19 protein-coding genes are annotated in these 24125 nt (G+C 65.2%); 3 read left to right on the top strand and 16 right to left on the bottom strand.

Annotation, left to right across the window (positions count from 1 at the left end; genetic code table 11):
- Nucleotides 1-24: 24 nt before the first annotated feature.
- The 15 genes from ACUH78_RS02740 to ACUH78_RS02670 form a co-directional block, all read right to left on the bottom strand.
- On the bottom strand, nt 25-1230 hold the full coding sequence (locus ACUH78_RS02740; protein WP_418364749.1) for a molybdopterin molybdotransferase MoeA: 1206 nt from the start codon (nt 1228-1230) through the stop codon (nt 25-27).
- Nucleotides 1227-1721 (bottom strand): molybdopterin-guanine dinucleotide biosynthesis protein B, encoded by a 495-nt coding sequence (mobB, locus tag ACUH78_RS02735; protein ID WP_418364750.1) that lies wholly within the window; start codon nt 1719-1721, stop codon nt 1227-1229. Before mobB ends, ACUH78_RS02740 begins: the two co-directional genes overlap by 4 nt.
- 77 nt (nt 1722-1798) lie before the next feature.
- Nucleotides 1799-3760 carry a DNA repair helicase YoaA gene (yoaA, locus tag ACUH78_RS02730; RefSeq protein WP_418364751.1) on the bottom strand — a complete coding sequence of 654 codons (1962 nt, stop codon included), beginning with the start codon at nt 3758-3760 and terminating at the stop codon, nt 1799-1801.
- A gap of 151 nt (nt 3761-3911) precedes the next feature.
- Nucleotides 3912-6143, bottom strand: a complete 2232-nt coding sequence (locus tag ACUH78_RS02725) for a mechanosensitive ion channel domain-containing protein (RefSeq protein WP_418364752.1) — start codon at nt 6141-6143, stop codon at nt 3912-3914.
- A 281-nt stretch (nt 6144-6424) separates the two neighbouring features.
- Nucleotides 6425-7540, bottom strand: a complete 1116-nt coding sequence (zapE, locus tag ACUH78_RS02720; protein ID WP_418364753.1) for a cell division protein ZapE — start codon at nt 7538-7540, stop codon at nt 6425-6427.
- Nucleotides 7541-7640: 100 nt separating this feature from the next.
- Complete coding sequence (gene lpdA / locus ACUH78_RS02715) at nt 7641-9065, bottom strand: dihydrolipoyl dehydrogenase (RefSeq protein ID WP_418364754.1); 1425 nt, start codon at nt 9063-9065, stop codon at nt 7641-7643.
- A gap of 85 nt (nt 9066-9150) precedes the next feature.
- On the bottom strand, nt 9151-10341 hold the full coding sequence (gene odhB / locus ACUH78_RS02710; RefSeq protein ID WP_418364755.1) for a 2-oxoglutarate dehydrogenase complex dihydrolipoyllysine-residue succinyltransferase: 1191 nt from the start codon (nt 10339-10341) through the stop codon (nt 9151-9153).
- A 24-nt stretch (nt 10342-10365) separates the two neighbouring features.
- On the bottom strand, nt 10366-13218 hold the full coding sequence (locus ACUH78_RS02705) for a 2-oxoglutarate dehydrogenase E1 component (RefSeq protein WP_435750182.1): 2853 nt from the start codon (nt 13216-13218) through the stop codon (nt 10366-10368).
- Nucleotides 13219-13378: 160 nt separating this feature from the next.
- Entirely contained in the window at nt 13379-14674 is a 1296-nt protein-coding gene (gltA, locus tag ACUH78_RS02700) for a citrate synthase (protein ID WP_418364757.1), read from the bottom strand.
- Nucleotides 14675-14736: 62 nt separating this feature from the next.
- Nucleotides 14737-14973: an FAD assembly factor SdhE gene (locus ACUH78_RS02695; RefSeq protein ID WP_418364758.1), complete on the bottom strand. Its 237-nt coding sequence runs from the start codon at nt 14971-14973 to the stop codon at nt 14737-14739.
- A gap of 15 nt (nt 14974-14988) precedes the next feature.
- Nucleotides 14989-15699: a succinate dehydrogenase iron-sulfur subunit gene (locus tag ACUH78_RS02690; protein WP_445332659.1), complete on the bottom strand. Its 711-nt coding sequence runs from the start codon at nt 15697-15699 to the stop codon at nt 14989-14991.
- A 31-nt stretch (nt 15700-15730) separates the two neighbouring features.
- Entirely contained in the window at nt 15731-17524 is a 1794-nt protein-coding gene (gene sdhA / locus ACUH78_RS02685) for a succinate dehydrogenase flavoprotein subunit (RefSeq protein WP_435750181.1), read from the bottom strand.
- A gap of 2 nt (nt 17525-17526) precedes the next feature.
- Nucleotides 17527-17877: a succinate dehydrogenase, hydrophobic membrane anchor protein gene (gene sdhD / locus ACUH78_RS02680; protein WP_418364761.1), complete on the bottom strand. Its 351-nt coding sequence runs from the start codon at nt 17875-17877 to the stop codon at nt 17527-17529.
- Entirely contained in the window at nt 17871-18260 is a 390-nt protein-coding gene (sdhC, locus tag ACUH78_RS02675) for a succinate dehydrogenase, cytochrome b556 subunit (protein WP_418364762.1), read from the bottom strand. Before sdhC ends, sdhD begins: the two co-directional genes overlap by 7 nt.
- Nucleotides 18261-18359: 99 nt before the next feature.
- The gene (locus tag ACUH78_RS02670; protein ID WP_435750180.1) at nt 18360-19088 is read right to left on the bottom strand and encodes a GntR family transcriptional regulator; all 729 of its coding nucleotides are present in this window, start codon (nt 19086-19088) and stop codon (nt 18360-18362) included.
- Nucleotides 19089-19301: 213 nt separating this feature from the next.
- On the opposite strand from ACUH78_RS02670, the gene ACUH78_RS02665 reads away from it, so the two are divergent.
- From ACUH78_RS02665 to ACUH78_RS02655, 3 genes are all read left to right on the top strand, one after another.
- Nucleotides 19302-20291 (top strand): malate dehydrogenase, encoded by a 990-nt coding sequence (locus ACUH78_RS02665; RefSeq protein WP_418364764.1) that lies wholly within the window; start codon nt 19302-19304, stop codon nt 20289-20291.
- A gap of 121 nt (nt 20292-20412) precedes the next feature.
- On the top strand, nt 20413-21402 hold the full coding sequence (locus ACUH78_RS02660; RefSeq protein ID WP_418364765.1) for an HpcH/HpaI aldolase/citrate lyase family protein: 990 nt from the start codon (nt 20413-20415) through the stop codon (nt 21400-21402).
- Between the two features lie 136 nt (nt 21403-21538).
- Complete coding sequence (locus ACUH78_RS02655) at nt 21539-22741, top strand: MFS transporter (protein ID WP_445332660.1); 1203 nt, start codon at nt 21539-21541, stop codon at nt 22739-22741.
- A gap of 9 nt (nt 22742-22750) precedes the next feature.
- Here ACUH78_RS02655 and ACUH78_RS02650 read toward each other — a convergent pair whose 3' ends face one another.
- Complete coding sequence (locus ACUH78_RS02650; protein WP_445332661.1) at nt 22751-24124, bottom strand: NnrS family protein; 1374 nt, start codon at nt 24122-24124, stop codon at nt 22751-22753.
- Nucleotide 24125: the final 1 nt, after the last annotated feature.

Genomic DNA, 24125 nt, shown 5'->3' with positions numbered 1-24125 from the left:
GTTGCGCGCCGGCCGCGGCGCGGCTCAGAGCATCAGGTCGCCATAGGGCAGGAAGCGCACGCTCTCACCACGTACGATCGCTGTGTCGGCCGGGATATCCACCAGGCCGTTGGCCCACACCGTGGAGTTGAGCGCCGCCGACCCCTGATTGGAGAAGAGCTCCACACCGCCCTGCGCATTCACGCGTGCGCGCAGGAACTCCCGCCGGCGATCGGGCCGGGGCCAGTCGAAGTCCGCACGCAGCAGGATCGAGGCCGGCGCAACCTCACGCACGCCCTGTGTGGCGAGCAGGAAGGGGCGCACCATCATCAGGAAGGTTACAAAGCTCGAAACCGGGTTGCCCGGCAGGCCGATGAAGGCAGCGCCATGCACACGGCCGTACGCGAGCGGCTTGCCGGGCTTCATCGCGATCTTCCACATGTCGAGACTGCCCTCTGCCTCCACCGCGGGCTTGACGTGGTCTTCCTCGCCCACCGACACGCCGCCGCTGGTCAGGATCAGATCGTGGCCCTCGGCAGCACGCCGCAGAACCTCGCGCGTGGCGTCCAGGCGGTCGGGCACGATGCCGAAGTCTTCCACTTCGCAACCAAGCGCGACCAGCAGTCCGCGCAGCATGAAACGGTTCGAGTTGTAGATGCCCCCCGGCGGCAAGGGCTCACCCGGCATCACGAGTTCGGAGCCGGTCGAGAACATCGCTACTTTCACCCGTCGATACACGGGCAGCTGCGCCAGCCCGACTGAAGCCGCCAGGGCGACGGCCTGTGGTGTCAGGCGCAGGCCCGCAGGCAGGATGGCGTCGCCCGAGGCGATGTCCTCGCCCATCCTGCGCACGGCTTCGCCGATCCTGGGTACGGTGTTGATCAGGACCTCTTCGCCCGCATGCTCGCACAGTTCCTGCATCACCACCGTGTCGGCCCCCGGGGGCAGCGGTGCGCCGGTAAAGATGCGTGCGGCCGTGCCCGGTGCAAGCTCGTGGCCGACGCAGCCTGCGGGGATGCGCTGACTGACCGGCAGCCGCGTGCCCGCGACAGGCACGTCGGCCGCGCGTAGCGCGTAACCATCCATGCCGGAGTTGTCCATCGGTGGCTGATTGATTGCCGAGTACTGCGTCGCGGCAAGCACACGACCCGCGGCAAACATGGTGTCCACCTGCTCGATCTCGCGCACAGGGCGGACGAAGCCGAGCAGCTTCTCGTGGGCTTCATCGAAGGAAAGCATGTTGGCGTTCATTGGATCTTGAGGAAATCGAGAATGAAGTCTGCGATCGGGGCCGGCGCGTCGAGTGGCAGGCACGGCAGCGGGCAGTCGATCTCGCCGTTGGTGGCGACCGCAACCACGTGCGGATTCTCCGGCCACAGCGGCGGCTTGCCATGCGCGGGGCGATGGATTTCGATCTTCGGCACGGCGGCGGCCTTGTAGCCTTCGATCAGCACCAGGTCGCAGGGTTCGAGCAGGCGAAGCTGTTGTTCCAGCGTGGGCTCGGGCGCGCCGCGGAGTTCATGCATCAGCACCCAGCGGTCGTTCGACAGCATCAGGACCTGTGTCGCCCCAGCCTCGCGATGACGCCACGAGTCCTTGCCCGGCTTGTCGAGGTCGAAGCCGTGATGGGCGTGCTTGATCACCGACACGCGCAGGCCGCGCGCAGTGAACTCTGGAATGAGCTTTTCCACCAAGGTGGTCTTGCCGGAACCGGACCAGCCGGCGAAACCGAAGACTTTCATCGAGAAACCACGGAAGGTTGGGAGTTGCGTGACCCGAGAGGATACAACAGAGAGGCCCTCCTCACCCTTGACCCCGCTCAGTCGCCCTCCCGGGGCGGCGGCAGCTTCTCGAGGAACGCGACCGCATCGGCTTCGGCGCGCGTGCGCCGCATCGGCGGCAGGCTGCGCCACACGACCTTGCCGTAGGATTTCTCGATCATGCGCGGATCGCAAATGCACAGCACGCCGCGGTCGCGCTCGGTGCGGATCAGCCGTCCGGCGCCCTGCTTCATGTTGATCACGGTCTTCGGCAACTGGTGGTGTACGAAGGGACTCAGACCCTGCTTCTGCATGTGCTCGACGCGCGCAGCGAGCACCGGATCGTCGGGCGGCGCGAAGGGCAGCTTGTCGATCACGACCAGTGACAGCGCATCACCCGGCACGTCCACACCCTCCCAGAAGCTCTGGCTCGCCACCAGTACCGCATTGCCCAGGCGGCGGAAGCGTTCGAGCAGCTCGGTGCGCGAACCCTCGCCCTGCAGCAGCACCGGCAGCGCGTCGCCACGCTGCTGCAGGCCATCGAGGATGAGCTCGTGGATACGGCGCATCGCGCGCAGCGATGTGCACAGCACGAAGGCGCGCCCGCGCGCCGCGCGAATCAGTGGCAGCGCGACCTTCGCCACGCGCTCGGTGTAGTCGGGCGAGTTCGGCTCGGGCATTCCGGCAGGGGCATACAACAGGGCCTGCTCCGCATAGTCGAAGGGACTGCCCCACACCGCGGTGAGCGGCGGCGGATCCATCCAGGCCAGACCCAGCTCGCGACAATAGTGGCCGAAGTCGGCCTTGCCCACCGCCAGCGTCGCCGAGGTGAAAATCCACGCCCGCGGGTGACCTTCGAGCTGGCGCTTGAACACGTCGGATACGTGCAGGGGGGTCGCGTTAAGCGCAAGCGACTGGGAGAAGACCTCGACCCAGCGGATCACCTCCCTGCCTTCCGGCTTGCGCCAGCTCGTCAGCCGTTCGGCCATCTCCTCGGTGCGGCGCAGGCAGTTGCCCAGGCCCTCGGAGCGTTCGGCCTGGGTGTCGAGCACCGCATGGAAGTCCGCCAGCGCCTTCTCCAGCGCCTCGACCATGGCGTCGAAGTGCTCTTGCTCGGCAGCCTGCGCGGCCGAGATGCGCGCAGACTCGGCGCCAAACACCAGTCGCAGGTCGCGCGCGGCCTTCTCCAGGTTGCGGGTCTGGTCGATCATCGCCACGCAGTCGCGCGCCGCCGCCACCGTCTCGGAACGCGTGTCACGGGCCAGTTCCAGCACCTGGGCGGTGGATACGCTGTCGCCGAAGAACAGGCTCGCGGTTTCGGGCAGCTGGTGGGCCTCGTCGAAGATCACCGCGTTGCACGCCGGCAGCAGTTCGCCCATGCCCTCATCGCGCAACATCACGTCGGCGAAGAAGAGATGGTGATTGACCACCACCACGTCGGCCTCCATCGCGTTGCGCCGCGCCTGCATCACGAAGCACTCTTCCTTGTGCGGGCAGTCCTGGCCGAGGCAGTTGTCGCGCGTCGAGGTGGCAGCGAGCCAGGCCAGCGAGTCCTCGCGCACATCGGTGCATTCGGCCTTGTCGCCACTCTGCGTGACCTGGGCGAAGCGGCCGATGGCGCGCAGGTCGGCGGCATCCTGCGCGGTGAGGAAGCGGCCGTCCCGGGCGTTGCGCTCGAGGTGGTAATGGCAGACGTAGTTGGCGCGGCCCTTCAGCAGCGCGATCGACACCGGCACCTTGAGCGCCGCGCGCACCGTGGGGAGGTCGCGGTTGAAGAGCTGATCCTGCAGGGTCTTGGTGCCGGTGGAGACGATGACCTTTCCACCACCGAGCAGGGCGGGCACCAGGTAGGCGAAGGTCTTGCCCGTACCCGTCCCCGCCTCCGCCACCAGCACGCGGTTGTCGCGCAGCGCCTCGGCGATCTTCTGCGCCATCTCGATCTGCTGCGCACGGGCGCGGAAGCCGGGGATGGCAGTGGCAAGCGGACCGTCGGCGGCAAAGATCGGAGTGGGGTCGGACATGATGCAAGAGCGTGAAAACCCGAGAGTATAGCGCTCGGAGCCCCGCGCTCAGCGGGAAGCGGGACATCCCTTCATCATCAAGCCTCCGTGCGCTGGATGCAGCATCCCGACCGGCCAGCGACGCGATCGAGGTCCTGTCCTCTCGCCTAGCTCACGATCGCTCCTGCGTAATCTCGCCCGCCAGCGTGCCGTTAAGCACGCGCAGATTTGCCGGGGGCGCCTTGCCCTGCTTGTCCTCGCCGAAGTAGAGCGTCATGTGCGGATACGGGATCTCGATGCCCGCCGCGTCAAAGTGGCGCTTGACCAGGCGGTTGTAGGCGCGGCCCACCGGGAACTGAGAACCCGCGCGGGTCTTGATGCGCACGCGGATATTCACCGAGCTGTCTGCCAGCGCGGTCACGCCGTGCACTTCGAGTTGACGGTCCAGGATCACGTCGCACTGTGCCGGATCCTCGAGCAGTTCGGCGAAGGCTGCGCGCAGATGAACGATGGCTTCGTCGGTATCTTCACGGTAGCCGATCCCATATTCGCCGACGTGGTAGGCGAAGTCGCGGTTGTAGTTCGACACCATGTCGACCGACGAGAACGGCAGCAGGTGGTAGGTGCCATGCAGGTCGCGCATGCCGATGGAGCGGATGGTCATGCGCTCGACGGTGCCGGTGATGCCGCCTGCAGTGACGACATCGCCCACATCGATCGCACGCTCGAGCTGGATGAACACGCCGGTGATGACGTCCTGCACCAGCTTCTGTGCACCGAAGCCGATCGCAAGGCCCAGCACGCCGGCACCGGCAAGCAGCGGCGCAATGTTGATACCGATCTCGGCCAGCACCACCATGGTCGTGAGCACCACGAGCGCGATCGCCACCGCATTGCGGAAGATGGTCAGCAAGGTCCGCGCGCGCGGGTTCGACGCCCCCCCTGCCTCAGCGCTGAGCCTGAACTCGATCCAGCTCGCCACCACCAGCCACACGAGCAGCGCGAGCGCCACGATCAGCGCGACCGACACCACCCGGCCGACGAAGCGACCGCCTGCCTCCGAAGCGAGCCACGCACCGAAATCAAAAGGCGTCCACGCGTCCACGACGAAGGCCAGCACCACGGCCAGGATCACGAAGCGGGCGACCTTCAGCGCCGTCGGTACATAGGCGTTCAGCCGCGCCTCCAGGAGCGGGAACTTGCGCCGCAGTTCGTCGCCGATGCGGATGCGACGCAGGATCACCTGGGTGAGCAGCGCCGCCAGCGCGATGCCGATGAACACCGCGAGCAAGGTCTGGCCGGTCGCGCGCAGCATGAAGGGCAAGGCATCCTTCGGATACAGCAGCGAGGTGACCAGCACTGCGCCCAGATACACGAGTGCGGCGACATGCCAGATGCGCGCGCTGATCGTCATGCTGATGCGCCCGAAAGAGGTCTGCATGCGTTCGCCGAGCGCCTCGAGGGCGAGGCGGCCGCGCTGGCGGTTCTGCATCACCACCACCGCCGCACGCAGCACTGCCGAGAGCAGGATCAGGATCACGAGCGCACGCCCCAGCTCGGCGGTGAGATAGTGCTCCACCACCGGCACCAGCCACATCAGTCCATAGCCGAGGAAATACACCATGCGCCCGGCCCAGGTCGCCCAGTAGGCCTTGTTCTCGCCACTCATCGGAAGAACACCCAGGTTGTCGCCACGCTGCGACAGCAGCAGGCGTATCACCAGGCGAACGAGCTCCACCGCGAGGAAGGCATTGAGGAACAGCGACTCCTGGATGCGCAGGCTGCCCGGCTCGCCGAGCAGGAAGAGCGCAACGCCGTAGCCCGCAAGCCAGGCAAGCCCGATGGCAATGAGATCGACCAGGGCCGCGCCGGCCACCGCAAACACGCGACGAATCCAGCCCAGGGCGCGCAAGCCCTCGCCGCCCGCACCGTAGCGATCGAGCGCACGAAAGGCGGGGCCGGCCGCGGCGCCCAGGATCCGGTAGGCAACGAGCGTCACGACCACGAGCACCACGAGTTCCCCAAGCACCCACAGCAGGGCTTGCGGATCGGCCGCTCTCGCCTGCGCCCAGGCGTCCTGCAGCGCAGCCACGGCGGTGCGGCTTTCGTCGACGATCCCCTGGGCGAGCTGTTGCGTCAGACCGGCGACACGGCCGGCCAGCGTCTGCGCACCCTGCTCGCCTGCGATGGCCTCGGCAGCCTGGTCCTCACCGAGCTTGCGCAGCTGTTCGATGAGGGCGTTGCGGGTGGCTTCGTCTTCCAGCAGGTCGGCGAGCCGCTGATGGCCCGCCTGCTCGGCGCTCGTTGCTGCCGCCGGGTCGGCCGCATGGCTGGTCGTGGGGTTGATGGCCCCCATCACGATCGCGAAGACGAACGCGAGGAAGGCCGTGAGCTTTTGCGTCACAGCTGGGCTCCTTGAAGTCGGGATTGTCAGAACCGGCGCTTGCCCGAAAAGGCCTGCGGTTCGGGCGTCGGATCAGCGCCCACAAGGCCGTCGCAGGCGGCGCTTGCGAGAATGCGCCAGGCCGCCGGCCGGCCGCATTGGCAGCCAGAAAAAGCAGACCGCCTGTTACGGCGGTCATTTATATTTGCGCAATTGTAACACGCGACCGAGGTGGCTCGACAGGCCGACGCCCCTCTGCCGCGCGCCGGCTCCCGAGCCCCATGCGTGCGATGAGGCCCGCCTCACTCCGTCCGGTGCGCCTCGGCCAGGTAGTCGCGGGTGCGCATCTCGATCAGGCGACTGACCGTGCGCACGAACTCGTGAGCGTTGTGGCCTTCGGTGTAGAGGTCGTGAGCCTCGACGGCGGCACTCATGATGAGCTTGACGCGATGGTCGTAGAGCACGTCGATCAGCCAAGTGAAGCGGCGTGCCTCGGAGGCGTTGCCAACAAGCATCTTCGGCACGTCGGAGAGGATCAACGTGTGATGCTCGCGCGCGATCTCCAGATAGTCGTTCTGCGAGCGCGGTCCGCCGCACAGCGTGGCGAAGTCGAACCAGATCACCCCCGGAGCATGCCGCACCACCGGAAGGCTGCGACCCAGGATCTCGATCTGGCCCGGCCGGCCCTCGGTGGCGGCGAGGCGGCGGAAGTCCTCCGCCATCTTGGCCTCGGCCGCGGTGCTGTGCGGGACCAGGTAGATCTCCATCTTCTCCAGCGTGCGCAGGCGGTAGTCGGTGCCGTGGTCGACCTCGATGACGTCGAAGCGCTGTTTGATCTTCTCGATCGTGGGCAGGAAGTTGATGCGCATCAGGCCGTTGGGATAGAGGCCGTCGGGCGGATAGTTCGAGGTCATCACGAAAATCACGCCGCGGTCGAAGAGCGCGTCGAGCAGACGCCCCAGGATCATCGCGTCGGCGATGTCGGACACGTGGAACTCGTCGAAGCACAACAGGCGGGTGTGCTCGGCGATACGGTCGGCGACCTTCTGCAGCGGATCGGGCGCGTTGTTGAACTTGCGCAGGTCGTTCTGCACCTCCTGCATGAAGGCGTGGAAGTGCACCCGGCGCTTGCGGCGATATGGCACCGAGTCGTAGAAGCAGTCCATCAGGAAACTCTTGCCGCGGCCCACGCCACCCCAGAAATACACGCTGCGCGGCATCTTCGGCTTGTTCAGGAACTGCTTCAGGCGGCTGCCCTGGCGGGCGACCTTGAAGCCGACGAGTTCGGTGTACAGCCCCTGCAGGCGCTGGGCGGCGGCGCGCTGGGCGGGGTCGGACTGGAAGCCGCGCGTCTTGAGCTGGGCCTCGTAGGCGTCGATCATCCCGTGCTGGGGAACGTTCAGGATGCGATGGGGCATGAGAATCGGTCAGAAGCGTTGATCGGAGAGCAGCAGGTTGACGCGAAAAGGGGTGGGTGCGAGAGACCCCGCACCTCACCCCTCACGCCTTGCGCTTCGCTCAGAAGTGCAGCGGGCGCTTGTCGCAAGCGAGCGCGGCCTCGTGCACCACTTCCGACAGGGTCGGGTGGGCGTGGCAGATGCGCGCGAGGTCTTCCGAGCAGCCGGCGAACTCCATCGCCACCACGGCTTCGGAGATCAGCTCCGAAGCGTTGGCACCGATGATGTGCACGCCGAGGATGCGGTCGGTGTTGGCGTCGGCCAGCATCTTGACGAAGCCGGTAGGATCGCCCATGCCAAGCGCGCGACCGTTGGCGAGGAACGGGATCTTGCCGACCTTGTACGCCACGCCGGCGGCCTTGAGTTGCTGCTCGGTCTTGCCGACCCAGGCGATTTCGGGGCTGGTGTAGATGACCCAGGGCACGGTGTCGAAATTGCAGTGCCCGGCCTGACCTGCCATCAGTTCGGCAACCATGACGGCCTCTTCCATCGCCTTGTGCGCCAGCATCGGGCCGCGCACCACGTCACCCACCGCCCACACACCGGGCAGGTTGGTACGGCAGTGGTCATCGACCTCGATCATGCCGCGCTCGGTCACCTTGAGACCGACCGCCTCGGGGTTCAGGCCTTCGGTGTTGGGCACGCGGCCCACCGACACGATCAGGCGGTCGGCTTCCAGCTTCTGGTCGGCACCGTCCTTGTCCTTGTAGGCGATGATGACGCCCTTCTTGCCGATCTTGACCTCACCGATGGTGACGCCGAGGTTGATCTTGAGGCCCTGCTTGGTGAAGACCTTGAGCGCTTCCTTGGCCACGTCCTGGTCCGCCGCCGCGAGGAAGTCGGGCATGGCTTCGAGCACGGTGACATCCGCACCCACGCGGCGCCACACCGAGCCCATCTCCAGACCGATGACGCCGGCACCAATCACGGCGAGCTTCTTCGGCACCGCGTCGATGTCGAGCGCACCGACGTTGTCACACACGATCTTGTTGTCGACCGGAATGCCCGGCAGGTGGCGCGGGGCCGAGCCGGTGGCGACGATGACCTGCTTCGCGGTCACGGTCTCGTCGCCCACCTTGAGCTGCCAGCCCGCGTCCGCCTTGCCGACGAACGAACCATGGCCGTTGAGCAGGGTGACCTTGTTCTTCTTGAACAGGCCCTTGATGCCGCCGGTGAGCTGGTCGACGATGCCCGACTTGCGCGCGATCATCTTGGGCACGTCGATCTTGGGCGTGCCGACGCTGATGCCCTGGCCTTCGAAGGCGTGGCCGGCTTCCTCGAACAGGTGCGAGGTGTGCAGCAGCGCCTTGGACGGGATGCAGCCGACGTTCAGGCAGGTGCCGCCGAGGCGGGGCTCACCCTTGGGGTCGGCATAGGGGTTGGATTCGCAGCACGCGGTCTTGAAGCCGAGCTGCGCCGCACGGATGGCCGCGACATAGCCGCCGGGGCCGCCGCCGATGACGAGGACGTCGAATTCTTTGGACATTCATCTCTCCCTTCAGGAAAACGGGGCGCTGCCCCGCCGCGCGGGCGAGAAGCCCGGCGGCGTGACGCGCCCCTGTGCGTTGTGATCAGACGTCGAGGATCAGGCGAGCCGGATCTTCCAGCGCTTCCTTCATCGTCACCAGGCCGAGCACGGCCTCACGACCGTCGATGATGCGGTGGTCGTAGGACATGGCGAGGTAGTTGATCGGGCGCACGACGACCTGCCCGTTCTCGACCACGGCACGGTCCTTGGTGGCGTGGATGCCCAGGATGGCCGACTGCGGCGGGTTGATGATCGGGGTGGACATCATCGAGCCGAACACACCGCCATTGGAGATCGAGAAGGTGCCGCCGGACAGTTCTTCCAGCGACAGCTTGCCGTCCTTGGCCTTCTGGCCGAACTCGGCGATCTTGAGCTCGATCTCGGCGATCGACATGGACTCGGCGTTGCGCAGGATCGGCACCACCAGGCCGCGCGGCGAACCGACTGCGATGCCGATGTCGATGTAGCCGTGGTAGACGATGTCGTTGCCATCGACCGAGGCGTTCAGGATCGGGAACTTCTTCAGCGCGGCCACGGCGGCCTTGACGAAGAAGCCCATGAAGCCCAGGCGCACGCCGTGGGCCTTCTCGAACTTGTCTCCGTACTGCTTGCGCAGAGCCATGACCGGCGCCATGTTCACTTCATTGAACGTGGTCAGGATGGCGTTCTCGTTCTTCGACTGGAGCAGGCGCTCGGCGATACGGGCACGCAGGCGGGTCATCGGCACGCGCTCTTCGGCACGGTCACCAACGGCCGCGATCACGGCCGGCGCTGCAGCGGCAGCAGGCTTGGACTGCGCCGCAACCGCGTCTTCCTTGGTCACGCGCCCGCCACGGCCGGTACCGGCCACGTCCGCGGAAGCGATGCCCTTCTCGTCGAGGATCTTGCGCGCGGCCGGGCTGGCGGCGCCGGCAGCCGACGAGGCCGCAGCAGCCGGCGGCGGAGTGACCGCCGGGGCCGGCTCGGCGGCCGGCGCTGCACCGGCGGCGGCCTTGGCTTCGGTGTCGATCTGGGCGATCAACTCGCCCGACGCGACGGTGTCACCGCCCTGCTTGATGATCTTGACCAGCACGCCGTCGGCCGGCGCGGGGGTCTCGAGCACGACCTTGTCGGTCTCGATGTCGATCAGGTTCTCGTCGCGCGAGACGGCCTCGCCTTCCTTCTTGTGCCAGGTGACCAGCGTGGCCTCGGAAACGGACTCGGACAGCTGCGGTACTTTGACTTCGATCAGCATGAATATCTCTCCCTAGGTGTGCGTTCAGTTCGGGGACTGCGGCGTGGTGTCCTTGATCGGACCGAAGGCGTTTTCGATGACGCCCTTCTGTTGTGCATTATGCACGGCGTAATAGCCCACGGCCGGCGACGCCGCAGCCGGACGGCTGACGAGCAGCAGACGGCGCTTGGTGCCGAGCACGTTGACCAGGTGCTGACGCGAGGCGAGCCAGTACCACGCCCCTTGGTTGCGAGGCTCTTCCTGGCACCAGACCACTTCCTTGGCGTTCGGGAACTGGTTGATCGCCTTGGTGAACTCCTCCACCGGGAAGGGATACAGCTGCTCGATACGCACCAGCGCGGTGTCGGTGATCTTGTTCTCGCGACGATGCGCCAGCAGTTCGTAGTAGATCTTGCCCTGGCAGAGCACGACACGCTTGACCTTCTTGGCGTCGAGCTGCTCGACCTCGGGAATCACCGTCTGGAAACGGCCGCTGGCGAGCTCGTCCATCGACGAGATCGCTTCCTTGTGACGCAGCAGCGACTTCGGCGTGATGATGATCAGCGGCTTGCGCAGCTTGCGCAGCATCTGGCGACGTAGCAGGTGGAAGATCTGCGCCGGCGTGGTCGGCACGCAGATCTGCCAGTTGTGCTCCGCGGCGTTGTTCATGTAACGCTCGAGACGCGCCGACGAGTGCTCGGGCCCCTGTCCTTCGTAGCCGTGCGGCAGCATCAGCGTCAAGCCGCACAGACGGCCCCACTTCGCCTCGCCGGAGCTGATGAACTGGTCGAGCACCACCTGGGCACCGTTGACGAAGTCGCCGAACTGGGCTTCCCACACCACGAGCTCATTCGGTTCGGTGGTGGAATAGCCGTATTCGAAGGCAAGCACGCCTTCTTCGGACAGCACTGAGTCGAAGCACTGGAAGCGCGCCTGGCCGTCCTGGATGTGGTCGAGCGGCTTGTAGTTGCCCTCGTCCCAACGCTCGCGCTTCTGGTCGTGCAACACAGCATGGCGGTGGAAGAAGGTGCCACGACCGACGTCCTCACCGGAGATCCGCACGCCGTAGCCCTGCGCCAGCAGACTGGCGTAGGCGAGGTTCTCGCCCATGCCCCAGTCGAGCGGCAGGTCACCTCGACCCATCGCGGCACGGTCGTCGATGATCTTCTTGACGCGCGAGTGCAAGGTGAAGCTCGCGGGCACGGCGGTCAGACGCTCGGCCAGACGCTTGATCTCCTGCACCGGGATGCTGGTATCGGCCTCGTCGGTGTAGGGCTGCTTCAGGTACGGCGTCCAGTCGACCGCGAACTGGCGGTTATGACCGGACAGCACCGGGTTGTACAGCAGCTCGCCCTTGTCCAGGTGCTCGCGGTACTCGGCGATCATCTGGTCGGGCTCCTCGTTCTTCAGCGTGCCCTCGGCCACCAGACGGTCGGCGTAGAGCTTGCGGGTGCCCGGGTGCTTCTGGATGGTGCGGTACATCAGCGGCTGGGTCACCATCGGCTCATCCTGCTCGTTGTGGCCGAGCTTGCGGAAGCAGATGATGTCGACCACGACGTCCTTCTTGAACTCCTGACGGAACTCCACGGCCAGCGCGGTCACGAAGGCCACGGCCTCGGGATCGTCGCCGTTCACGTGGAAGATCGGCGCCTCGACCATCTTGAAGATGTCGGTGCAGTACAGCGAGGAGCGGTAGTCGCGCGGGTCGGAGGTGGTGAAGCCGATCTGGTTGTTCACCACCAGGTGCACCGTGCCGCCGGTGCCATAACCACGGGTCTGCGAGAAGTTCAGCATCTCCTGGTTGACACCCTGGCCAGCCACCGCCGAGTCGCCGTGGATGAGCACCGGCAGGACCTGGCCCTTGGCGGTGTCGCCACGGCGCACCTGGCGCGCATATACCGAGCCCTCGACCACCGGGTTGATGATCTCGAGGTGCGACGGGTTGAACGCGAGCGTCAGGTGCATCGGGCCGCCCGGCGTCATGACGTCGCTCGAGAAGCCCATGTGGTACTTGACGTCACCCGCAGTGAGATCGGCCAGTGCCTTGCCTTCGAACTCCGAGAACAGCATCGAGGGCGATTTGCCAAGGGTGTTGACCAGTACGTTGAGGCGGCCGCGGTGGGCCATGCCGATCACCGTCTCGGCCACACCGAGACTGCCGGCAACGCGGATCAGTTCGTCCATCGCCACGATGGTCGACTCGCCGCCTTCGAGCGAGAATCGCTTCTGGCCGACGTAGCGGGTGTGCAGGTAACGCTCCAGGGTCTCGGCGGCCGTGGTCCGCTCGAGGATGCGCTTCTTCATCTCCGCCGAGTACTTCGCGGTACCGCGAACGCTTTCCAGACGACTCTGGATCCAGCGCTTCTGACCGATGTCGGTCATGTACATGTATTCGGCGCCGATCGAGCTGCAGTAGGTCTGACGCAGCGCTTCGAGGATCTCGCGCAGGCTGGCGTGCTCGGTCGAGAAGCCGTGGAAGGAACCGACGTTGAAGTTCTTGGAGAGATCCGCCTCGGTGAAGCCGTAGTAGGACGGCTCCAGCTCGGCGATCTGCGGACGCTCGGTGCGCTTGAGCGGGTCAAGATTCGCCCAGCGGTTGCCGAGGAAGCGGTAGGCGTTGATCAGTTGCAGCACGGACACCTGCTGCTTGTCCTCACCGGCGCCCGACACGATGGTGCGTACCGGGCCACGTTTGGCCATCTGCTCGAAGGCCGCGATGATCGGACCGTGCGCGACATCACGCTGCGCAGCGCCCCCTTGGGCCTGCAGCTTGTCGAAATACTCACGCCACTCTTCGGACACCGACGCCGGGTCGGCAAGATAGTTCTCGTATTGCTCTTCGATGAACGGCGCGTTGGAGCCGAACAAGTGCGAAGTCTGTTCGAGTTGCTTCATCATGATGAAAGCCACCTGTTATGTACGGTTGCCCCGATCGACGGGGCTGCAGTGTCGGGGGTCTGCTCGATGCCACCCTGAAGGAAAAACGGGATGGCCGCGCACACGCAGCCACCCCGTAGGCTCAGAGTCGGCGAAGCCCCTCTCCCCTCTTCATCGCCTCTTACGGACGCTGTGCGAGATCCGGCACGTCGCGGCGAGCCGCGCCAACGTAGAGCTGACGCGGACGGCCGATCTTGTACTCGGAATCCGTGATCATCTCTTCCCACTGGGTGATCCAGCCCACCGTGCGCGCCAGCGCGAAGATGCAGGTGAACATGGAGGTCGGGATGCCCAGCGCCTTCTGCACGATGCCCGAGTAGAAGTCGACGTTCGGATAGAGCTTCTTCTCGACGAAGTATTCGTCTTCCAGCGCGATCTTCTCGAGTTCCTTGGCCAGCTTGAACAGGCGGTCGTTCTCGAGGCCGAGTTCACCCAGCACGTCGGAGCAGACCTTGCCCATCAGCTTGGCGCGCGGGTCGAAATTCTTGTACACACGGTGACCGAAGCCCATCAGCTTGAAGCTGTCGTTCTTGTCCTTGGCACGCTTGATGTACTCACCGACGCGCGAAACGTCGCCGATCTCTTCCAGCATGTTCAGGCAGGCCTCGTTCGCGCCGCCGTGCGCCGGACCCCACAGGCAGGCAATACCGGCCGAGATGCAGGCGAAGGGGTTGGCACCCGAGGAGCCGGCCAGACGGACCGTCGAGGTCGAGGCATTCTGCTCATGGTCGGCGTGCAGCGTGAAGATGACGTCGAGCGCACGTACCAGCACCGGGTTCGGCTCGTACTTCTCGCACGGGGTGCCGAACATCATGTGCATGAAGTTCGCGGTGTAGTCGAGGTCGTTGCGCGGGTACATGAAGGGCTCGCCCTTGTTGTACTTGTAGGCCATTGCAACGATGGTCGGCAGCTTGGCGATCAGACGGTTGATCGAGACGCTGCGGTGCTCGGCGTCGGAGAAGTCCATCGCCTCGTGGTAGAAGGCCGACAGCGCACCCACCACACCGACCATGACCGCCATCGGATGTGCGTCACGACGGAAGCCCGAGTAGAACTTGGTCATCTGGTCGTGCAGCATCGTGTGGTTCTTGATGGTGTTCTCGAACGCGGTCTTCTGGGTCGCGTTCGGGAGTTCACCGTTCTTGAGCAGGTAGGCGACTTCGAGGAAGTTGCACTTCTCGGCCAGCTGTTCGATCGGGAAGCCACGATAGAGCAGTTCGCCCTTGTCACCGTCGATGAAGGTGATCTTCGACTTGCAGCTCGCGGTGGAGAGGAAGCCGGAGTCGTAGGTGAAGAGGCCGGTCTTGGCACCAAGCGTGCGGATGTCGATGACATCATTGCCATGGGTGCCGGTCATGACCGGAAATTCGACGGTCTTGCCATCGACGGTAAGGGTTGCAGTGCGTTCAGTGCTCATAGATCGTCCCTTCTACTTGCCGGTTTAACTGCCTTTGGTCTCGTGGGACCGGTGCTGCCGCATCACCCCTGACGCAGCAGCCCGATCATCTCCTTCCAGCGGTCGTTCTCACATGCCTTGCTGCCATTGACCCACGCCCAGAGGTCGTAGTCGTCGCAGCGCAGCAGGTCGTCCAGATCCGCCACCTGATCGTCGGTCAGACGATCGAAATGCTTTTCGAGAAAGCGCGTGAACACCAGATCGAGCTCAAGCAACGCCCGTCTGCACTGCCAGCGCACGCGCCCCCTGTTGATGGTCATGCCGCTCGCCTGCCCTTAGATCGCGCGGCGAACCATCATGTCCTTGATCTTGCCGATCGCGCGGGTCGGGTTCAGACCCTTCGGACAGACATCGACGCAGTTCATGATGGTGTGGCAGCGGAACAGACGGTACGGATCCTCGAGGTTGTCGAGGCGTGCATTCGTATCCTGGTCGCGCGTGTCGGCCAGGAAGCGGTAGGCCGCGAGCAGGCCCGCCGGACCGACGAACTTGTCCGGGTTCCACCAGAACGACGGGCAGGACGTGGAGCAGCACGCACACAGGATGCACTCGTACAGGCCGTTGAGCTCTTCGCGGTCTTCGGGCGTCTGCAGACGCTCGCGCTCGGGCGCCGGGTCGTTATTGACCAGGTAGGGCTTGATCGAGTGGTACTGCTTGAAGAACTGCGTCATGTCCACGATCAGATCGCGGATGACCGGCAGGCCCGGCAGCGGACGCAGCGTGATCGGCTGCTGCAGGCCGTCGATGTCGGTCAGGCAGGCCAGACCGTTCTTGCCGTTGATGTTCATCGCATCCGAGCCGCACACGCCTTCGCGGCAGGAGCGACGGAAGGACATCGAGTCGTCCTTTGCACGCAGGCGCATCAGGGCGTCGAGCAACTTCTTGTCGGAAGCCTCGAGCTCGACCGAGATGTCCTGCATGTAGGGCTTCTCGTCCTTGTCCGGATCGTAGCGGTAGATCTTGAATTGAACGGTACGCTTGGTCATGTATGTTTCTCCCGTGCGCTCATCACGCTGATCAATAAGTGCGCTTGGCGAGCGCGATCGGCTCGACGTCGTCGGACAGCGGCTTGAGGTTTACCGGTTTGTAGTCGAGGCGATTGCCTTCGCTGTACCACAGGGTGTGCTTCAGCCAGTTGGCGTCATCGCGGCCGTTGGGGTTCTCCGCCGTATCCGGTGCATCGTCGCGCACGTGGGCGCCACGCGACTCCTTGCGGGCTTCGGCCGAAACCATCGTGGCGCGCGCGACCTCGATCAGGTTGTCGAGCTCCAGGGCCTCCATGCGGGCGACGTTCCAGACCTTGGACTTGTCCTGGATGCCGGTGCGCTTGGCGCGCTCGGCGACCTCGCCGATCTTCTGCACGCCTTCCTTGAGCAGGTTGTCGAAGCGGAACACGCCGGCGTGCTTCTGCATCGTGCGGCGCATCTCGGCGCCGACATCGAATACGCTCTCGCCGTTGGCCTGGCCTTCGAGACGCGCGATACGCGACAGCGAGAAGTCGGCGGCATCAGCGGGCAGCGGCTTGAGCTTGAGCTGGCCGGACTGGAAGTCCTCGACCACCGTCTCGCCCGCCGACTTGCCGAACACCAGCAGGTCTAGAAGCGAGTTGGTGCCCAGACGGTTGGCGCCGTGCACCGAGGCGCAGGCGCACTCGCCGGCGGCGTAGAAGCCGGCCACCGGGCTGTTCGGGTTGCCGTCCTTCGGCACCACGACCTGGCCCTTGTAATTGGTCGGGATACCGCCCATCTGATAGTGGCAGGTCGGCACGACCGGGATCGGGGCCTTGATCGGATCGACGCCGGCGAACTGAATCGCGATCTCGCGGATTCCGGGCAGACGCTTCATGATCGTGTCGGGCGCAAGGTGCGTGATGTCGAGCAGCACGTGATCCTTGTCCGGACCGCAACCACGGCCTTCGTTGATCTCGGTGGTCATGGCGCGCGAAACGACGTCGCGGGAGGCGAGGTCCTTCAGGTTGGGCGCATAGCGCTCCATGAAGCGCTCGCCCTGGGCGTTGCGCAGGATGCCGCCTTCTCCGCGCACACCTTCGGTGATGAGCACGCCCGCGCCAGCCACGCCGGTCGGGTGGAACTGCCAGAACTCCATGTCTTCCAGCGGGATGCCGGCGCGCGCCGCCATGCCCACGCCATCACCGGTGTTGATGAAGGCGTTGGTCGAGGAGTGGTAGATGCGGCCGGCACCACCGGTTGCGAAAATGGTGGCCTTGGCATGGAAGATCGAGACCTCACCGGTCTCCATTTCCATCGCGGTCACACCCAGCACGTCGCCGTCGGCGTCACGGATCAGGTCGAGCGCCATCCACTCGACGAAGAACTGGGTGTTCGCGCGCACGTTGCGCTGGTACAGCGCGTGCAGCATGGCGTGGCCGGTACGGTCGGCTGCGGCACAGGAGCGCATTACGGGCGCCTGACCGTAGTTCATCGAGTGGCCACCGAACGGGCGCTGATAGATCTTGCCGTTGTCGGTACGGTCGAACGGCATGCCGTAGTGCTCGAGTTCGATGACGACTTCGTTCGCCTTCTTGCACATGAACTCGATCGCATCCTGGTCGCCCAGCCAGTCCGACCCCTTGACGGTGTCGTACATGTGCCAGTGCCAGTTGTCCTCGGTCGAGTTGCCGAGCGAGGCCGCCACACCACCCTGGGCGGCGACGGTGTGCGAACGGGTCGGAAAGACCTTGGTCAGCACGGCGGTCTTGAGGCCAGCTTCGGAGAGTTGCAGGGCCGCACGCAGGCCGGCACCGCCGGCGCCCACGATGACCGCATCAAAGGTACGCTTCGCGACGTTCACGCTTAGAGCCTCCACAGGATCTGTGCAGCCCAGCCGGCATAGCCGACGAGCAGGAAAATGGTGATGAGGTGCAGCGCCAGGCGCACACCGGTCGGCTTGATGTAGTCCATCCACAGGTCGCGGACACCGATCCACGCGTGATAGAACACCGACAGGAAGAACAGGAAGCTGAGGAACTTGAACAGGCCATGGGAGAACAGCCCGGACCATTCTTCGAAGTTCAGCTCACGCAGACTGAATGCACAGAGCGCGAAGATGATCGTGTAGACCGCCATGTAAACCGCGGTTGCACGCTGCGCGATCCAGTCCTTCAGACCGTAATGCGCGCCGACGACAATACGTTGCTTCACCATAGAACCACCCCGATGATCACGGTGAGCGTGAGGCTCACGGCCAGAACGATTTTCGAAGACTTGCGGGCAGGCTCGAGATCGACGCCCTTGTGCATGTCGAGCATCAGGAAGCGGATGCCGGCACAGAAGTGGTGCAGGTACGCCCAGAGCAAGCCGAACAGCACGAGCTTGATGAACCAGTTATCGACCACCGCAGCGAAGGTCTCGAAGGTTTCCGGCGAACCCAGGCTGCGATCCAGCAGATACAGCAGGAACGGCAGCATCAGGAAGATGCCCACGCCGCTGACCCGATGAAGGATCGACACGATGCCCGGCAACGGCAGCCGGATCTCATTCAAGGCCAGGTATTTCGGCCTTTGTTTGCGCACTGTCACTTCTGACATGAAGACTCCCCTCTGCATGTGCGACGAACACCCGCCGCGGACTCCGTTAAAGCCATAATTATAGCGCCGTCGACCTGCCTCTCGGCACCCTCGATCACGTCAATTCAATTCGTTCAGATAAAAATGCTCTGCCGTCGAATACAGCCCGCGCCGCCACTCCACAGGCTTGTCGCCATACGTGTAGGTCACCCGCTCCACCGACAGCAACGGCGTTCCCTCGGCGACCTGCAGTGCCTCGCTCGCGCCGCGATCGGCCGCAACCGCACGGATGCGCTCCTGGGCACGGAGCATGCGCACACCGAAGCGGGTCTCGAACAGACTATAAAGAGAGCCATGCCAGCCCTGCAGGGTCTCGGCGGAAAGCCCCTGGAACACGTCACCCGGCAGATAGATCTCGTCGATCACCACCGGTCGATTGGTGAAGCGCAGCAAGCGGCGCACGATGATGATCGGCGCGCCGGGCTCGATCGCGAGCATTCGCGAGGCTTCCTGACCCGCCTTTGCGCGCCAGCAATCGAGAGGAAGGCTCTGCGGATGAGAGAGGTCACCATCCAGCGGCACCAGACGCAGGAAGCGGAACAGCGCGCGCGGATCATTGTGCGACGCAACGAACGTACCCTTGCCCTGCTTGCGTACGAGAAGGTTGTCGGCCGCCATCTCATCAATCGCCTTGCGTACCGTGCCCTGCGATACGCTGAAGCGCTGGGCGAGTTCCTGCTCGCTCGGGATTGCCTGACCCGGACGCCACTCACCCGCCTCAAGCGCCTGAAGAATCAAGGCCTTGATCTGTCGGTAAAGCGGGCTGAAGGTGGGCGATTCGTGTGACATGCGCGCATTTGAGCACAAAAATTCCAAATCGTCTATCCTCGGTCTTATGTCTTATATAAGACATAAGATGCCATTTGACATGCTCCGGACAAGTCTTTAGTATCCCCGCGCCTGTCGGGGTTCCGTCACGCCAGAGTCAGGTACCGCCCGGCGCGGTGGCATCGGGCCAGGTTCCAGTTCATCCAAGACCGTCTCACTCGAGGGAGTAATCATATGAGCAAAGCCCCCATGCGCGTTGCTGTCACCGGCGCTGCCGGCCAGATCGGCTACAGCCTGCTGTTCCGTATCGCCAGCGGCGAGATGCTGGGCAAGGACCAGCCCGTCATCCTTCAGTTGCTCGACTTGCCCCAGGCCCAGAAGGCCGTCAAGGGCGTCATGATGGAACTGGAAGACTGCGCTTTCCCGCTGCTCGCGGGCATGGTCGCCACCGACGACCCCAACGTCGCCTTCAAGGACGCCGACGTCTGCCTGCTGGTCGGCGCCCGCCCGCGCGGCCCCGGCATGGAGCGTGCCGACCTGCTGACCGCCAACGGCGCGATCTTCACCGTCCAGGGCAAGGCCATCGCCGAGAACGCCAAGGAAGACGTGCGCGTGCTGGTCGTGGGCAACCCATGCAACACCAACGCCTACATCGCCCGCGCTGCCGCGATCAAGGTCGGCCGCACCAACCCGGCCAACTACCACGGCATGCTGCGCCTGGACCACAACCGCGCGCTGTCGCAGCTCGCCGCCAAGTCCGGCCGTGCAGTGTCCTCGCTGAAGAAGATGGTCGTGTGGGGCAACCACTCGCCCTCGATGTACGCCGACTACCGCTTTTGCGAGTCCAACGGCGACAGCGTCAAGGCGCTGATCAACGACCATGCCTGGAACAATGACGTGTTCCTGCCCACGGTTGGCAAGCGCGGCGCCGCCATCATCGAGGCGCGCGGTCTTTCGTCGGCGGCATCGGCTGCCAACGCCGCCATCGACCACGTGCATGACTGGGTACTCGGCTCGAACGACTGGGTCACCATGGGCGTTCCGTCCGACGGCTCCTACGGCATCCCCGAAGGCGTCGTGTTCGGCTTCCCGTGCGAGTGCAAGGACGGCCAGTTCAAGATCATCCAGGGCCTGGAGATCGACGAGTACTCGCAGGGCAAGATCAACATCACCCTGAAGGAACTCGAGGAAGAGCGCGCGGCCGTCGCCGACATGCTCAAGTAAGCACAACCGCCGCGCCTTGCCGCGACGGAGAAAGGGCCACGGGGTAGAATCCGGTGGCCCTTTTTTCATTGTGGCCGGCAGCGCCGAGAACGCGCGAAGCCTGCCCGCCAAGGAGACCCCGATGCCGCTACACCCGGACCAGGTTCTGTTCGCCGGCGAGAAGCCCTTCCCCGCCCTGCCCGCCGTGGACCACTACGCCGGCGCCGAGAAGCTGATGTTGAAGGCGCTGAAGCTGCAGCAGGAACTGGGCCCGGTGTTCGACATTACATGCGACTGCGAGGACGGCGCGCGCGCGGGGGCCGAAGCCGAGCACGCACGCATGGTGGTCGAGGTCGTGAATGGCGCAGACAACCATTTCGGACGGGTCGGCGCACGCATCCATGACATTACGCACGGCCACTGGCAAAGCGACCTCGAGATCCTGGTCGGTGGTGCTGGCCGCCGCCTGGCCTTCGTGACGATCCCCAAGGTGCGCTCGGCCGCCGATGCTGCGGCGCAGATCGACGAACTGCGCCGCATCGAAGCTGCGTGCGGTCTCCAGCGCGCGTTGCCCGTCCATGTGCTGATCGAAACCCATGGCGCCCTGCGCGAAGCCTGGGACATCGCGGCACTCGACGGCGTCGAGTCACTCGACTTCGGCCTCATGGACTTCGTCTCCGGCCACCATGGCGCTATCCCGGGCAGTGCGATGAAGAGTCCGGGACAGTTCGAGCACCCGCTCATCGTGCGTGCAAAGGCCGACATCGCCGCGGCAGCACTCGCCAATGGCGTGGTGCCCTCGCACAACGTCACCACCGAACTCCAGGACGTGGCCGTGATCCGCCACGACGCCGAGCGCGCACGGCGCGAGTTCGGCTACCTGCGCATGTGGAGCATTCACCCCAACCAGATCCTCCCGATCATCGCCGCCATGCAGCCCGACTTCACCGAGGTGACTGAAGCCGCAGCAATCCTGGGGGCAGCGCAGGACGCCGAGTGGGGGCCGATCCAGCACCAGGGCCGACTGCACGACCGCGCCTCCTACCGCTATTACTGGGAGTTGCTGCAGCGCGCGCGCCACACCGGCATGGAGATCCCGGACGACACGCGGCACCGCTTCTTCGCCCTGTGAGCGCCTGGCGCGCCCTCAGCCGGGGACACAGGCCCTTGTACGCCCCCAGCCCGATCCTTGCGCCACAGTCCGTCGTATCATCGCCTTCTCCCGAAAATCCGCGCCCCAGCATCATCAGGCGCCTGGCCTTCCAAGCATGATCGGTCCACAACACCTTCCCCTTCTGCTGCTCTTTGGCCTGATGCTTCCGGTCACGGCAATGGTGCCCGTGCTGCCCGATTTCACCGCGCAGCGCTTCCCCGGCCTGGGACAGTTCGCCAGCCATCTTTTCATGTCGATCAACATGATCGGCGCACTCCTTGGCGCGCCGATCGCTGGCCTGCTTTCGGACCGTCTGGGGCGACGCAAAGGCCTCGCCGTCGCGGCGCTCTCGATCAACGGGGCCACCCTGCTCGGCATCGCATGGGCATATGCGAACACCGAGCACTACGGGGTGCTGCTCGCCCTTCGCTTTCTCGAGGGTTTCGCGCACATGTCTGCGCTGTCCCTGCTGATGGCGCTCGGCGCCGACCACGCCGGAAAAGCCGGACTCGGAGCACGCATGGGCGCAGTCGGGGCCTCCATCAGTCTGGGGGTGGCAGCAGGCGCGCCATTGGGCGGCTTCGTCGGCGGGCTGGATCCACTGTGGGTACCGCTGGCGGGCGGCGCGCTATCGATCGCGCTCGCACTCGCCGGCCTCATCGGTCTGCACGACAGCGCCCACACTCGCCCTCGCATGGCTGCCGCCGAGATCGTCGGGACCCTGCGCCGGCGCCGGCAGTTGCTGATCCCGCTCGCATTCTCCTTTGCCGACCGGCTTACCGTCGGCTTCATCGTATCGACGCTGTCGCTCTACCTCGGCCTGGTGATCGGCTTCGACGCGCGCCAGATCGGTCTGGCGATGGCGGCCTTCCTGGTGCCCTTCTCGGTGCTGACCTACCCCGCCGGCCACCTGTCCCGGCACCTCGATCCGCTACTGATGATGGTGACCGGCAGCGTCCTGTACGGCATCTTCCTCGCCGTGCTGGCTTTCCTGCCCGGCGAATCGATCGCCACCGCGATGGCGGTCGGTGGCGTCATCGCCGCGCTGATGTACGCGCCGTCCCTAGTGCTTGCGGCCCAGTACGGGGGCACCGACTGCCGCGCCAGCGCGCTCGCCGCATTCAACATGGCGGGCTCGCTCGGCTTCGCCGCAGGCCCCGTGATCAGCAGCGTCCTGCTCGCGTTTTTCGGGCTGTTCATGGCCAAGGCCTACGCCCCCGTGTTCGTCATCATCGGGATGATCGAGGTTGTGCTCGCGGTCACCGTGCTGGTACTGGCGCGTCGCGGGTACCTGAACGAGCAGGCTACTGCGTCCTGATACGGCGAATCAGCTTGCACCGCCGTGCGCCTGTGCGGCCGGCTCCACGCCTGCCGGCTCCTCGTATTCCGCGCATGCCGCCTGTCCATCCACGCGCGGGCGCACGAACACTACGCCCAGCCGCACACTCACCAGCACGAACGCCACCACCCAGGCCATGCCGGACAAGCCCTGCAACATCGCCGCCGGGGTACCCGGCAGGCCTGATGCCGCACGCAGAAGCGCTGCCAGCACGATCAGCCCCGCAGCTGCGCCTACCCAGGGCCGCTCGTCGAGCGGATAGCCCGCATGGGTACGTCCGGCAATGCACAACACAGCAAAGATGGACAAGCCCATCGCACCCACAGCGAGCAGATGCGTCCCCGCGCTGGGGGCCACTGGCGCGCCCAGATGCCCCAGCCCCAGCAACAGGTAGCCCAGCGCAAGGAGCCAGTACACCGCGTAGAGCATGAAGGCCCAGCGTGTAAACAGCGCCCGCCCGACATGCCAGTCATTGAGCAGGTTGAACAGCGCCGCGGCTGCTCCCAGGCCGAGCCAGCCGGTGATCGGGGACTGCGGAATCAGGAACTCCGCCACGGTGTAGAGCACGATTGCGGAGATCGCCAGATTGCGCCGCGGCGGACGGGCACGATAGGACGGCAGCTCGAGCTCCGCATCCTCGTCGCGGCGCAGCGCACGCGCCGGCAGGCGGCGCGCGCGCTCGGCATCGAGCGCGTCGTTCATGACCCGCATGGAGATTCGGCTCATCGCCACCACGATCAGGGTCATCATCACCCCCAGGCCCACCAGCACCCAGCGCATCGGATACTCACCGCGCAGCACGTCCACATGGAAGCCGGCGAGCGCCACCGCCATCGCCAGCAGCCCCCACAGAAAGCCGAGCTGCCGACGCTCGGGGTCGCGCCACAGGCGCGGTGCGAGCAGCGCGAACAGCGCGCATGCGAAGCCGACATTCAACAACGCTGAGGGCAGATTCCCCACCCACTCGATCCCCGTCACCGCGGCCAGCCCGCCCGACAGCCAGAAGGCCGCCCGGCCTGCAAGCCACAACAGCACGAAGTTCAGCGCCACTCGCGGCGCAAAGGGCGGCGTGGCGGTGAACTCCGGCACCGCGGTGAGCAGAAAGCCCGCCACTGCGGCAAGCCCGAAGCCGAACATCAGCTCGCGCGCATGCCACACGAAAGGTCCGCCCGCAACGGCCGGCAGCGGCAATCCAAAACCAAGGAAGCCGGTCCATCCGAGTACCACCAGCACGGCGTAAAGCGCGGTGAGGAGAAAGAAGGAACGGAACCCGCAAATGAACAGCGGCAATCCATCCAGCCGCGCCATCCAACCGGGACGATCGTCCGGGGATTGCGCCGCATTCGTCATCGTTTCATGCATG

The organism is Thauera sp. ZXT1-4, assembly GCF_052598215.2.
The sequence above is the reverse complement of the archived record's forward strand: the minus strand, read 5'-3'. Positions and strand labels throughout refer to the sequence as shown.

Coding starts and splice junctions, on each gene's coding strand:
- ACUH78_RS02740 (WP_418364749.1), bottom strand. CDS start 1,230: ATGAACGCCAACATGCTTTCCTTCGATGAAGCCCACGAGAAGCTGCTC.
- mobB (WP_418364750.1), bottom strand. CDS start 1,721: ATGAAAGTCTTCGGTTTCGCCGGCTGGTCCGGTTCCGGCAAGACCACC.
- yoaA (WP_418364751.1), bottom strand. CDS start 3,760: ATGTCCGACCCCACTCCGATCTTTGCCGCCGACGGTCCGCTTGCCACT.
- zapE (WP_418364753.1), bottom strand. CDS start 7,540: ATGCCCCATCGCATCCTGAACGTTCCCCAGCACGGGATGATCGACGCC.
- lpdA (WP_418364754.1), bottom strand. CDS start 9,065: ATGTCCAAAGAATTCGACGTCCTCGTCATCGGCGGCGGCCCCGGCGGC.
- odhB (WP_418364755.1), bottom strand. CDS start 10,341: ATGCTGATCGAAGTCAAAGTACCGCAGCTGTCCGAGTCCGTTTCCGAG.
- ACUH78_RS02705 (WP_435750182.1), bottom strand. CDS start 13,218: ATGATGAAGCAACTCGAACAGACTTCGCACTTGTTCGGCTCCAACGCG.
- gltA (WP_418364757.1), bottom strand. CDS start 14,674: ATGAGCACTGAACGCACTGCAACCCTTACCGTCGATGGCAAGACCGTC.
- ACUH78_RS02695 (WP_418364758.1), bottom strand. CDS start 14,973: ATGACCATCAACAGGGGGCGCGTGCGCTGGCAGTGCAGACGGGCGTTG.
- ACUH78_RS02690 (WP_445332659.1), bottom strand. CDS start 15,699: ATGACCAAGCGTACCGTTCAATTCAAGATCTACCGCTACGATCCGGAC.
- sdhD (WP_418364761.1), bottom strand. CDS start 17,877: ATGGTGAAGCAACGTATTGTCGTCGGCGCGCATTACGGTCTGAAGGAC.
- sdhC (WP_418364762.1), bottom strand. CDS start 18,260: ATGTCAGAAGTGACAGTGCGCAAACAAAGGCCGAAATACCTGGCCTTG.
- ACUH78_RS02670 (WP_435750180.1), bottom strand. CDS start 19,088: ATGTCACACGAATCGCCCACCTTCAGCCCGCTTTACCGACAGATCAAG.
- ACUH78_RS02665 (WP_418364764.1), top strand. CDS start 19,302: ATGAGCAAAGCCCCCATGCGCGTTGCTGTCACCGGCGCTGCCGGCCAG.
- ACUH78_RS02660 (WP_418364765.1), top strand. CDS start 20,413: ATGCCGCTACACCCGGACCAGGTTCTGTTCGCCGGCGAGAAGCCCTTC.
- ACUH78_RS02655 (WP_445332660.1), top strand. CDS start 21,539: ATGATCGGTCCACAACACCTTCCCCTTCTGCTGCTCTTTGGCCTGATG.
- ACUH78_RS02650 (WP_445332661.1), bottom strand. CDS start 24,124: ATGCATGAAACGATGACGAATGCGGCGCAATCCCCGGACGATCGTCCC.